Genomic DNA, 13,209 nt, shown 5'->3' on the forward strand with positions numbered 1-13,209 from the left:
CCTTCAACTGATTCTTCTGTGCTGACATCGTCAGGCTGTCCGAAAATTAAATTTTTAGATATTTTACAACATTATGCAATTTTAAATATAGAATAATGATTGGAATCTGGAAAGTTTGAAAAATAACACTTATTAAATTACCCTACATTCACCTAAATCATCTTAAATTGAAGCGACTATTTCCTTTGTTCCTTTGATGTTTATTAACCTTTTCATATTATAACAAAAGAAAGCTAGGCCTGTTTCGCCTGAAACAAGCTTTTTGCCACGAAGTAAGAAATATTCAAAATTCATAACTCTTTTTAGTGTTCCAAATGGATGTTCCACAATCATTTGTCTTTTTTTGTACTTAGCACCATTAGCATTAAATCGTTCTATAGCATTTTCAACTATCTCTTCCTTTGGGTTGCGTTCAATGTGACGACCATATTTTGATGTTGTGCATTTATCCCGATATGGGCAATTTTGGCACTCTTCATAATTATAATAAATTTTCATCTTTACATCTTCACTTTTTGAACGCATATATAATTTTTTCCCAGCCGGGCAAATGTACATGTCATTATCCTTGTCATATATAAACTTTTCTTTTATATATCCAGAATCGATATTTGGTGTTACTACTTTTTGTTTTGGAACATATGGCACAATTCCGTTTTCTTCACACTTTATAATATCTTCACTTTTAAAATATGCTTTATCTGCTAATACTTCTATACTGTCAACTCCCAATTTCTCCTTTGCATTTTTAGCTACATCATATAACAACCCTTGATCAACTGCATCATTTCTCACTTCATAATCTATTATTAATTTGTTTTTCTCATCTACTGCTGTTTGTACATTGTAGCCAATTATTGTTCCTTTTGTATTACCAGTTTTCATTCTTTTTGCATCAGGATCAGTTAAGCTTATTCCTGAGGTATCGTTAAGCACTTCTTTAAGTTCATTGTAGAGCTCTTTCTTTTCTTCAAGGACTTTAATTCTATCGCTAATTTCTTTTGTTGCTTCTTTACAATCATTTTCTTCCAATGCTTTTAAATATTCCTTTAACTTTTCCTCTGTCAACTCTTCCATGAATTTAAGTTTCTTTAAAGTATAATATTTACTCTTGGCCGCATCTGCTCTTATTTTAGTCCCATCTATAGCAATTAATTCTTTTCCTATTAGGTTAAAATCATTACATATATTAATAAGGTTTTTAAATAGATTATCAAAACAGTCAATATGTTCTTTACGAAAATCAGATATTACTGAATGTTTTGGTTGTACTCCTTTCAATAACCATTTAACTTCCAAATTTATTTTTGCTTGTTTTTCTAGCTTTCTAGAACTTCTTATACCATTGAAATATCCATATACATACAGTTTAATTAAATCCATTGGTGAATACATTGATCTTCCAGAATTCTCATTATTCCCTTCTTTAAATCCCAGATCTTTAATATCCATTGATTCAATTAATGCATCAATTGCCCTAACTTCACTTTCTTCATCTATATGGTCTTCTAGGCTACTTAGCTCAACCTGTTTTCTACTAATGCCTTTTACATAATTCATAATTTTATAAACCTCAAAATTATTATTTGTTATATTATATCATATATGTTAATATAATGCATGATTTTCGGACAGCCTGTCGTTGGTGTCTTCTTCACCCGCCAATTCTTCCACACCTGAAATCTCATCTGCCAACGGCTTATCATTCACTGTCTTAGCATCAGCTTTTGGAAACATGATTACCTCATTCTTCTCTTCTTGAGCCATGTTTTCCAGGATGATTTCCAATGCTTTCCTCATTTCCGATGCGGACTCAAACCTATCATCCAAATTAAATGAACAAGCTTTAAGTATGACTTCACCCAGCATTTGCCCGGACAACTGAGGCTTATCCAATATTTCACCGACATTCTCATGTCAAGTGCCTTTTCGCTGTCTTGGTACTTGACCTTGTTTGGAAAGGGAGGCATAAACGGCAGTCTGCCGTAATTTGTAAGTTTGTATAGAACTATTCCCAAAGAATAAATGTCTGACCTTATATCATAATCGGCACCCCTATAAACCTCCGGTGCCATAAAGAAGGGTGTGCCTTTCATAGATGCTGCCCTTCCGCTTCCCGATAAAATTCTTGATATACCAAAATCACCAAGCTTATAATCCCCGCTACTGGAAATAAATATATTTTCGTCCTTTATATCCCTGTGAATTATTCCAGCTCTTGAACAGGCCTCAAGGGCATAACACATGTCTATTCCAAGTCTTATTACATCCTGCCTAGCCATAGCGTTTTCCTTTATATAGCCAATAAGAGGAGTGGCATACTCCATCCTTATAAGCACATCCCAGCCGAACTCACCATTCTTTTCATGGACCGCATGATCCTCATAGCAGATGATATTTCTTGTGCCCCTCAATGTATACATAAGCCTTATTTCATTGACCATATTTTTTACTGCATCTGTAAAGTATTCCTTAAGTGTATTTTCATCGTTATTATCAAATGAAGCCACAGCTTCCCTGTATTGCTCCCGTGTTGGAATTTCAATATGCTTTAGTGCAGACTCATACTTAAAGCCCCACTCATCTTTGGAAATCTTATAAACCTTCCCATAGCTTCCTTCACCAACAAGGTCTTCAATTTTCCAGCTTCCCCATAATGGCTCAAAGCTCTTTATATAATCATGGTTATTTACAGACAATTTCTCTTCCTCCTAAATATATCGCTTCCAGGCAGTAAACTCCCCAGCCACCCCCCCATCTACAGCAATGTCAATATGGCTCCGTCCCATGCCCCGACATCATTGAGGGTCTCAGTATCCTTCATTATCCTTCCTGGAGGATCTGCATATATCTGATACCCTGTAAACCTTGAAGTAATATTCTTATCAATATTAAGGCTTTGGTTAATAATGTTTGAAAGCTCTTTTGCAGGTATATCTGCCGGTAACTCAAGGTCAAAAGGATATTCCTTCTCTTTTATTTTTACTGTAACTATTACACTATTCATAAATTAGCTCTCCACTATTTCAATTAGTCTGCTTAATAATTATACCAAAAACTCACGGCACACTACTACAAAAATTGAAATATGCTATAAATGAACAAAAGGCCCTAATAAACTATTTTCAGCCTTGGAACAATATGATAATATATTGACATAAAGTTTTTTGGGGGTTTTTTGTTTGAAAAGGATAATTTTATTTATATTAATTATATGTGTTTCATTTGTATTCAGCATACCACAGTATGTAAATGCTGAAGAAATTCAAGAGAAAATTACTTTGGAAAATTCATTAAAGTTATTTAATGAAAGCATGAATCTATATTATGGGATGAAAAATATTGATAAAAATGATCCAAACACATGGTTTTTCGGCAACAACATTGTACGAAATGGTAATTATTATTCTTTTAATACGGATATAGTTAGAAATGCTCTAACCGATGAGGAACATTATTATAATCTTTTGATTGTTTATGGAAGTGAATACAGTGTTCCTGATAATAACAGGCTCTATTTTGAAGGTAAATTTCAACCCCGCTATTTGGGTTTCAATGCAAACGGGGACAGCTATGATAATCCCAATTATCCTTTCGACAGTTGGTTAGGCTGGAAGATACCTGAAAGGATCTTTATAAAGAATCCATGGAACAATATGAGACTTTGTGATCATTACAAGTTCAGCAAAAACAGATTTTCAGGCTCTGAAATAAAGCTATCCCGCCCTGATGGTACAACATATATCGGAAATCTGGAAAAGAACATCCAGCTTGGCCTGGATTTGATCTGCAGTACACAAACAGGAAAGGACCTGCTGGTTAACCCAGGCAATCGTGCCGATACCAAGCTTTATGACGTAGGTACAAAACCGGTTGATCCCGATACCGGAAGAACTGGGCTATGGTGTGATTTTCTTCAGGTCACCCAACCTCCTACATATTATTCCTGGGGACATGGACGTATTTTTAAATTCAATGGAAGCGGATTTAATTATATGACTCTTCCCATTGCTCCTTTTAAGCTTGTCAAGGATAACATTGCGGTGCAGCTTAATTCGCTGCCGTCAATCTCCATATATGAAAACACAGAGGCTACTATTTCTGCATATGCTACTGCCGATACCGACAAAGCAGTTAAGACTTCCGCACACTGGCAGGGTGCTGACGCCTCCGGCAATAATGTATTTGATGCCAAGAATCCTGAATTTATAATTGAAAAGGGTATAAAACAATCAACAATAAAAACACCCATGTTAAAATCAGGTAAATACAAATTTAAATTTTCGGTAAACGATCCGGCCAATCCCAACCCTGTGGAAAACATCTATATCGATAACACAGTAGAGGTAACAGTTAATGTGGTCCCAAGAGCCACCATAAAAGGAAGTGTAACATTGGATTACGATGTTCTTTCAAGAGACTTCCATCGTCCATTAAATAATGGCAATAATATAACAGCTGAGCTTTCTTTGGCTGCAGCCACCGATAAAGTCAGGTATACATGGATACCAAATTCTACAAACGGTGCCCTTAACATAATAAAAAATGATCCTCAAAATGTACTATCGGGCTTTAAGATCATTAACAATCCGCCGGAAGTAAACTCCAACAAAACAACAGTTGTGAAAACACCTGCAGCAACTGCAAATATAAAGAGACAAGCCCTTGGAGACAACCCAGGATGGATTTATGCTAGAAATCTCGTTGACCTTATAGCAGTACCTGCGATTAATTATTCCGGCTCCGTAACAAGGGAGTACAGGAGGGAAGTATATGATGTTGTGAGCTACACCGAAGTCAAGGATGAAGAATCAGGTGAAACTGAAAAAGTCCCGAACTACGGATGGCTATATGATGGTGGCGGCAATACCAGTGCTTTATTCAGCCCTCTTGGAAATGAACCTGTAACAGTTGTTGCACATGTGTTCAACGGAACAGCCAACCTGCCTAAAGAAAAGAAATTCAGAGAAGAGTATGCTGCTAATGAGAGCAATGTGACTAAAAAGAAATTGTACTGGGTTAGCCAGCCAATCAGCCTTGATGTGCATCGCTGGATGAAGCATCTTACAAGCAGCGGTTCTGTCAAATCCCTTGAGGCTAGGCCAGGCCAGTTTGACAGAATATTTAAAGGTCAGGAAGAAGCAGAAATAACTTATAAAATTGATACACCTATAAGCAAATATTACGAATATGACAGAAAGAATGCCCGCAACCAGGCAGCGTCTGGCAGTAAGAACTACCCCCGTGTACCACTTGCTTCCGATAAGGACTACAGTGGTATACCCTACCCATTCAAGTCGGGCTACTACTTTAATCCTGCTGGAAAATACAGCGTTACATTAAAAACCGTAACATATAAGAATCGGCGTGAGTTGACTCAAAACCATAAGGACTTGCTGGAATCTATACAGAATTCATTCCAGTTCTCTTCGAATCTTATATATGAAGAATCAAAGAAGAAATATACCTTGAACCTTAACAGAACAAACAGCCTGGTCAATATAACAAAAAGTCAGACGCAATCAAGCTACGAATTGATTCCGCATTCTCCAAATGATAACGGTATGACCCATGGACTATTTAAAGAAATTCTTGAAGGCTGGAACGAATCAGGCACCATAGGCTCGTACACCAACTATAAATACAGGGAATTCGTAAGCGATTCCAATGCACCTGTTTATAGGGTTACCGAAACAACAACACTGACCTTTGAAGTAAACAAGGGCAACAAGAAACTCTACACCGACTATGATATGCCTGATGGAAACAACTACTGGATGCGGGCAGGCTTTAATGATTTTACATATAAGGGTATGAGCATTAAGGGTACAGGTGTGTTGGACAATATTGGCATAAGCGTTGTTGATTCGGCTTACAACGATTTGTTTAATGGAGAAGATTAAAGCTGGCAGCGTATGGATCAAACGATCTGTACGCTGTTTTTGTATTTTAGTAGTGCCAGGATTTTTCAGGGATGTACTTTCTGTACTTCCGTATCAGATACCACCATATAGATACCGGGTAAGTATGCTTTTCACCTAATTCAAAACAAAAAAATTTTACCCTTATGAAATTCTTAATATGCAGTTTTCAGCACTGTCACGGTATGCTATTATATTATTATATTATTTTTTGGAGGACAGAAAATGAACAGAAAAATTACATTAACAATTATAGCATTATTATTATCTTTTATGTTTTCAATAACCGCAAATGGAAACTCCTTTATAAAAGTAACTGTAAATGGAAAAACAGTAGAATTCCCTGATGCTCAGCCGTTTATAGATGAAAGCGGCAGGACTCAAGTACCAGCAAGATTCGTAAGTCAAGCTTTAGGCTGCACCGTTGAATGGGCTGCTGCCACAACTACGGTTACTATAAAAAAGGGAAAAGACACCATCAAGTTAAAAGTCGGTGAAAGCAAAGCTCTTCTAAACAATGTTCAAAAGACATTTGATACAAAAGCCCGGATTAAAAATTCCAGAACTTTTGTACCATTGAGATTTGTAAGCGAAACACTAGGTGCCAAGGTTACATGGGACAGTATAGCAAAAACTGTAATAATAACCACCGGAACTGCAACAACATCAATTCCTGCAGATAAAGAAGTTATTAGTGGATATGTTGTGCCAAAGGATCCGCCATCAGGATTGGTTGTTGATGGGCATGAAAACAAAAAGGATTATGCAGAACTTGTTATAATGATTGATTTCTTCTCGGGAGATTTAGAACAAATGCTAAAGGAAACTGAGAGTATATTGCTACAGAAGTTTGATAAAAAGATCGTAGATGACGTTATGGCATATGCCAAACAGAAAAAGGTAGCAAGATATAAGCTTGAAAGGAAATCATTTTATGTAGGAGACAAAATCATTGATGTTGTAGGTGTTTATAATGGACCTTTGGATTTTTACGTTTATACTAAGTAGGAGGTTTATAGCTTGAAAAGAATTATTGCTATATTACTTATTTTTCTTATTACACTTGGTATATATAAAATACCATATAGTTATGCTGAGGAAATTAATGGAAAAATAACAGTTGATAACTCATTGAAGCTTTTTAATGAGAGTATGAAACTTTTTTACGGAATGAAAAATGTTGATAAAAACAATCCAGATACATGGTACTTTGTTAACAATATAGTTCGAAATGGAAATTATTATTCAATAAACACAGATTTAATAAAAAACGCAGTCATAGATGAGGAACATTATTATAATCTCTTTATAGTATATGGAAGCCAATATAGTGTCGCTGATAACAATCAAATTTATTTCAAGGGTAAACTTGAACCAAGATACCTTGGATTCAACCAAGAAGGCGATAATTTTGAAAACCCTAATCACCCTTTTGACAGCTGGGGAGGTTGGAAGATTACAGATAAAGTTTTCATAAAGAATCCTTGGGATAACACACCTCTAAGTATAAAATATAATTTTGTTAGAAGCCGTTTTTCCGGTTCTGAAATCAATTTATCTCGTCCTGATGGAACTACATATAAAGGTAATCTCGAAAAGAACATACAACTGGGCCTGGACCTTGTCCGAGGCCCTCAAACTGGAAAAGACCTACTTGTTAACCCTGGTAAATATGCCGATACAAGATTATATGATGTGGGTTCAAAGCCCATTGATCCTGAAACAGGAAAACCCGGGCAATGGTGTGACTTTGTCCAGGTAATTCAGCCTCCTACATACTATTCATGGGGGCACGGATGGATTTTCAGAGACAATGGAAGCGGTTACAATTACATGTCTGTTCCCATAGCTCCCTTTAAACTATTGCAAGATAACATTTCTGTACAGATTAATACGACTCCTGTATTCTCTGTATATGAGGATACAGAGGTAAATATTTCTTCATTGGTTACAGCCGATACTGATGAAGCTGTGAAAACCTCAGCACATTGGGAGGGTGTTGATGCTTCCGGTAAAAGTATATTTGATTCTAAAGATCCTGAATTTACAATAGAAAACGGCAAAAAACAATCCAACATAAAAACTCCAGCTTTAAAATCCGGAAAGTATACATTCAAATTTACTGTTAATAACCAGGCTAATCCTAGTCCTGTTGAAAGTGTATATGTAGACAACTCAGTCAAAGTAACAATAAATGTAATACCACGAGTTACCATAAATGGCACTGTAACCTTGGACTATGATGTTTTATCAAGAGATTTTCATCGTCCATTAAATAATGGTAATAACATTTCTGCAGTACTGGAATTAGGTGAAAACACTGAAACTACCAGGTATACATGGATTCCTAACACAACTAACGGTGCACTTGATGTAACCCGAACTGATCCACAAAACATTTTTTCAGGCTTCAAAGTTTTAAACAATCCACCGGAAGTAAGCTCAAACAAAACAACTGTCAATAAAACTCCAATAGCAACGGCAAGCATTAAGAGACAGTCCCTTGGGGATAATCCTGGATGGCTTTATGCAAGAAACCTGATAGACCTTATATCCGTGCCTGTAATAAATTATTCCGGCTCAGTAACCAGAGAGTTCAAGAAAGAAGTATACGGAGTAGTAAGCTACAGTGAATCCACCGATAATACTACGAATCCGGCAACAACCATAAAGACCCCGAATTACGGTTGGATTTATGATGGCGGCGGGGAAATGGAAGCTTTATTTAACCCACTAGGAACCGAACCTATTACAGTTATTGCACATGTTTTTAACGGTACAGCCAGCCTCCCCAAAGAAAAGAAATTCAGGCAGGAGTATTCGGCTTCTGAGAGCAGCGATACAAAAAAGAAAATGTACTGGGTAAGCCAATCCTTTAACCTGAATGTCCATCGCTGGATGAAGCACCTTTCCAGCAACGGTTCTGTCAAGTCCCTCGAAGCAAGGCCTGGGCAGTTTGACAGAGTATTTAAGGGACAGGAAGAAGCAGAGATAACATATAAAGTTGAAACACCAATAAGCAAATATTATGAATATGACAGAAAGAATGCAAGGAATCAAGAGCCTCCCGGGAATAAAAGTTATCCCCGTGTACCGTTTGCTTCCGACGAAGACTACAGTAGTATCCCCTATCCCTTTAAGTCTGGTTACTACTTTAACCCTGCTGGAAAATATAGTGTAACATTAAAAACCGTAACATACAAGAATCGTCAGGAACTTACTCAAAACCATAAGGATCTTCTGGAATCCATACAGAATTCTTTCCAGTTTTCTTCGAATCTTATATATGAAGAATCAAAGAAAAAGTATAATTTGAATATCAATAGGACAAGCAATCTCTTAACTATAACCAGAGGTCAGACACAGTCACACTATGAGCTGATTCCACATTCACCAAACAATAATGGTTACACCCATGAAATGTTTAAAGAGATTCTTGAAGGCTGGAGCGAATCAGAAACCATAGGTTCATTTAACAATTATATGTACAGGGAATTTATTAGTGATTCAAATGCACCTGTATATAAGGTAACCGAAACCACAACACTGACCTTTGAGGTAAATAAGAACAACAAGAAGCTCTACACTGACTATGATATGCCCGATGGGAACAATTACTGGATGAGGGCCAGCTTCAACGATTTTACTTATAAAGGCATGAAGATTAAAGGTACAGGCATGTTCGACAATATTGGTATAAACGTTGTTGATTCGGCTTACAATGACTTGTTTAATGACGAGAACTGATGTAAACAGCGTATGGATCATATGGTCTGTACGCTGCTTTTTTATTGATGATAACATTACTACTCAGTTATATACTTTCAATATTTCCTTTTTTCGTTTTACACTTTATTTTTGCCTATGAGATTTCTTATCTTTTTTCAGAATGTTTCCAGTAACTTGCTCTTGATCTGAGTTTATACGATTTTCAGGTATAAATTTTCTATATTTTTTAACCATATACCACCATAGCAATACAGGTAGTGAGAGTTCTAATACGAAAGGAACCATTACAAGCAATGTAGCATATATAAAAATTTGCTGTGGATAACTGTCAATAGTATGTACTATTAATCTAGATAATGGATACCATCCTGGGCCTAATGATGCATAGGCTATTAATGGAGGTAAAGCCAACATTTTCCAACTTTATTCATCTTGTTCCTGACAATGTCAAGATCTTTTATACTTTCATCCATGCAATAATATCCCTTTTTTAAAGCTGTTAGATACCATATTCCCTGCAAAATTGCTATTAAAACATAAACAATTATAACCCCAATCATATAGTAATTAACAATGAGCTGTGGGCCAATAGTCCAATAAAACATCTCATATATCAAGTACAAGAAGAGTAACGAGGAATACACTCCACATAATCCAATCATTAAAGAAGGCTTGAAAAAGCTGAAAGTATATGAACCAGCTTTATTTTTTCTACTAAACATATTATATACAGTTAATCCCAATATAATATTAACAAAAATTAATAATAGCGGTATATACTTGCAGAACCCGAAAATAACATCTAAAATTAGTAATACCATACCCGCAGTTACACTCAGACCCATACCTATAATTCCTGGCAATATAAACATACCCGGATATCTCAAGTCTGGATCATAAACAAACCTCTCTATCCACTTGTATCTTTGTTCCATAGACTGATTGTGATCGCCTTCTGTATACATATAAATTCCTCTTAATTTCATTTTTATTCTAAGTTTTATGCTTTGATTAGGGTAAGTCCTTAAAATTGAAATTCTTGCCAAATGTTATAGATGTAGCCATTTGAAAATGTGAGTATTTTAACGGCTGAAGCATCTGTAATTGCTTGTTATATTCCGATTCTGATGGTTTTGATGTTATAGATTCTTTCTTACATGTATTACTATCTAATAGCCATTTAATGCCTGAAGATATAACCTTAGATACCTTATCACCAACAATTGTAATTTCCCTACTTATATTATTAGTAATATCAACGGTTAAGTCATTTACTACTTTACCAAGGTCAGCAGCAACTTGAATTAGCTTAACAACCACTCTTTCTTTCAACCACTTCTTCAAAGATACTCCATCAATTTTAATTGCCTCTGTAACAAATGAAAATACAATACCTATTGCTATACCCACAAATGCTTCGGCTATAGTTCCAATTATTGGTACACAAGACCCAATTGCAGCACATATAGCAACTTCAGAAGCCATCCCTACGAGAAAACCAGTGACATAAGTAGATATTGCTACACTTGCTAAACCTAAAGCTATATCAACAACAACATCAGCTACAACTAAATCCCACTGTCCTTTATGCTCACTAGCATCAAAAAGTATATCAATTGCTATTCCAAGGGCAACTAAGAGTTTTGAGCTTTTACATATATTAACTAACATTTTCCGTTTAAAACCTGATTTAAAAATTGTTTTTAATTCATCTGCCATCTCAGTAAAAAATCTTTTATTTATGAGCTTTCTTACTTCTTCTCCTGCATTTTTTGAAACTTTATAAAATGATTTCTTTATTGCCTCAGTTAATTCAAGCTCCTCTTCCCCAAATCTCGGTAACTGTTTTAATAAATCATCTTGAAGCTCCTTAAGAACAATCTTTACTCTAAAATCATCCTTAGCCGAAGTAATTTTCCTAAATCTTTTTAGAGTCTCCCTTAGAATTTGAGATGAATTTATTTTCTTTAATACCTCTATTGGAATATCGGCTGCTGCCTTCATTCCATATTTGGCATTTGGGGGAATAGGAATTCCAATTTGCCTAATTGCACTATCCTTACCTGTTATAAGAATATACTCTATGTCATCTATAACATGCTTTATCACAGATACAGCACACTTATTAAATGGGTACTTCTTGCTATTGTATGAGACATTGAAACACAATAATGCATTGATTAAAGTATCTAAAAATGTGTTTATAGTATTACTCTTAGAACCTTTTGGATCAAAGGGATTAAGCCCAAGTTCAGACCAATCGAAACTTATATTCTTAGGATTTTGATTTGAATCTCGCATTACTAAATTGGCGGAATCAGGATTTTTGGGTACATATGTAACAGGGATCATGCTGGTTCCCGTAACCTTATTCATTAATTTTACATCTTTATAGGCACAAGAAGTCAGTTTTCCCACATAAGAGCCTTTAACGTTGGTATCTCTTATAATTTGCCTAAAGTATTCTGTCTCCTCGCTTATCAATTGTGCAATTTCTAAGTCAACAGATTTAAACTTTTTGGATATATCACTTACCATCCTTGATGCGTTGTTTAAAAAGCTATATATATATATCAATTGCACAATCAGACGTCTTCTTAATATACTCAAAGACATTTTCCTTACTGGCTGTTTCCCAACCTAACTGCCAGTACAACATTCTTATTTAGCTGGATAAATTTCTGAAATTCTCTGCATATATTTTAATCCTTTTAGAAAGGTTGTTCAGATCATCATACTTAACCAATACAATACTATTAACCGAACTCATATCTTCTCCTTAATGATAAAGAATTACTTATATAATTATACTAGATTTCTTATCGCTCATTAACAAGAACGTTAAACGTTAATTAAAAATTGTAGGACAAAAAATGAATAAAATCACATTAACAATTATATGAATACATAATAAGATAGAACAATTCCCTTATCTTAATTATTTCCCTCATCACTACCCTGAACATAAATATCCTCGATCTCTTTAATACCTTTATAGAAATGTACTCGTATTTCCTTATGTAAGTATTCATCCAATTCAGCTCCGAAGCTCTCAGGTCTTGCTACGCTAAGCTCTTCTTCGAAAGTACTTATCTTGATTTTATAATTGTGATTACTATTGCTTTTTGATACTTTACCTTCATCTTTATAGTATTCGAGAATACCAATTCTATCCTGCATACCTCCAAGCAAATCCCTTGCGATTTGGGTCTGTAATCCTATTCCCCCAATAAAGAAAAGCATGAAAAGACAAATCCCCAGAGTTATTTTTAACTTACGTAGTTTGGTTCCAATTGTTTTTATTGGTGATAGAAATAAACAACCTACAAATAGCATAATAATTAATCCCAGAGTCATACCCAGAATGCTTCCCCTGGTTCCTGAATCGGGAGCAACTATCCAAAGTATAATATTAAATGGTACAGATAATATGGCTAACCAAAGCTGACATTTCCAGAGGATTTTAAGCCATCTGTTTGAAGTATCCTCTATTTGATTTTTTTCTACGTCTTTTTCAAATTTGCTCATCACTTTTTCTCCCCAATCATATAGTCATCCT

The 13,209-nt window shown here is 35.3% G+C and carries 10 protein-coding genes; 3 read left to right on the plus strand and 7 right to left on the minus strand.

The annotated features are described in order from the left end of the window. Nucleotides 1-162: 162 nt before the first annotated feature. From Bccel_RS13280 to Bccel_RS13295, 4 genes are read right to left on the minus strand one after another with little or no spacing between them, the layout of a single operon-like run. Nucleotides 163-1,560 carry an IS1182 family transposase gene (locus Bccel_RS13280; RefSeq protein WP_036936122.1) on the minus strand — a complete coding sequence of 466 codons (1,398 nt, stop codon included), beginning with the start codon at nucleotides 1,558-1,560 and terminating at the stop codon, nucleotides 163-165. A gap of 48 nt (nucleotides 1,561-1,608) precedes the next feature. Next, complete coding sequence (locus Bccel_RS13285; protein ID WP_050753437.1) at nucleotides 1,609-1,800, minus strand: hypothetical protein; 192 nt, start codon at nucleotides 1,798-1,800, stop codon at nucleotides 1,609-1,611. Beyond that, nucleotides 1,797-2,699: a serine/threonine-protein kinase gene (locus tag Bccel_RS13290; protein WP_050753438.1), complete on the minus strand. Its 903-nt coding sequence runs from the start codon at nucleotides 2,697-2,699 to the stop codon at nucleotides 1,797-1,799. Before Bccel_RS13290 ends, Bccel_RS13285 begins: the two co-directional genes overlap by 4 nt. Nucleotides 2,700-2,758: 59 nt before the next feature. Next, a complete protein-coding gene (locus Bccel_RS13295) occupies nucleotides 2,759-3,007 on the minus strand; it encodes an EsaB/YukD family protein (protein WP_036944542.1) in 249 nt (82 codons plus the stop codon). Between the two features lie 175 nt (nucleotides 3,008-3,182). On the opposite strand from Bccel_RS13295, the gene Bccel_RS13300 reads away from it, so the two are divergent. The 3 genes from Bccel_RS13300 (at nucleotide 3,183) to Bccel_RS13310 (ending at nucleotide 9,668) form a co-directional block, all read left to right on the plus strand. After that, complete coding sequence (locus Bccel_RS13300) at nucleotides 3,183-5,903, plus strand: Athe_2463 domain-containing protein (protein WP_036944543.1); 2,721 nt, start codon at nucleotides 3,183-3,185, stop codon at nucleotides 5,901-5,903. A 243-nt stretch (nucleotides 5,904-6,146) separates the two neighbouring features. Next, on the plus strand, nucleotides 6,147-6,929 hold the full coding sequence (locus Bccel_RS13305; protein WP_036944545.1) for a stalk domain-containing protein: 783 nt from the start codon (nucleotides 6,147-6,149) through the stop codon (nucleotides 6,927-6,929). Nucleotides 6,930-6,941: 12 nt separating this feature from the next. Next, nucleotides 6,942-9,668 carry an Athe_2463 domain-containing protein gene (locus Bccel_RS13310; protein ID WP_036944546.1) on the plus strand — a complete coding sequence of 909 codons (2,727 nt, stop codon included), beginning with the start codon at nucleotides 6,942-6,944 and terminating at the stop codon, nucleotides 9,666-9,668. Between the two features lie 374 nt (nucleotides 9,669-10,042). On the opposite strand, the gene Bccel_RS13320 is transcribed toward Bccel_RS13310, so the two are convergent. The 3 genes from Bccel_RS13320 to Bccel_RS13330 form a co-directional block, all read right to left on the minus strand. Further along, complete coding sequence (locus Bccel_RS13320; RefSeq protein WP_152966006.1) at nucleotides 10,043-10,585, minus strand: hypothetical protein; 543 nt, start codon at nucleotides 10,583-10,585, stop codon at nucleotides 10,043-10,045. A gap of 76 nt (nucleotides 10,586-10,661) precedes the next feature. Continuing rightward, nucleotides 10,662-12,260, minus strand: a complete 1,599-nt coding sequence (locus Bccel_RS13325) for a hypothetical protein (RefSeq protein WP_152966007.1) — start codon at nucleotides 12,258-12,260, stop codon at nucleotides 10,662-10,664. A gap of 324 nt (nucleotides 12,261-12,584) precedes the next feature. Beyond that, nucleotides 12,585-13,178: a hypothetical protein gene (locus Bccel_RS13330; RefSeq protein WP_036944552.1), complete on the minus strand. Its 594-nt coding sequence runs from the start codon at nucleotides 13,176-13,178 to the stop codon at nucleotides 12,585-12,587. Between the last annotated feature and the right edge of the window lie 31 nt (nucleotides 13,179-13,209).

The sequence above is a fragment of the Pseudobacteroides cellulosolvens ATCC 35603 = DSM 2933 genome (assembly GCF_001262605.1).
Lineage (GTDB): Bacteria > Bacillota > Clostridia > Acetivibrionales > DSM-2933 > Pseudobacteroides > Pseudobacteroides cellulosolvens.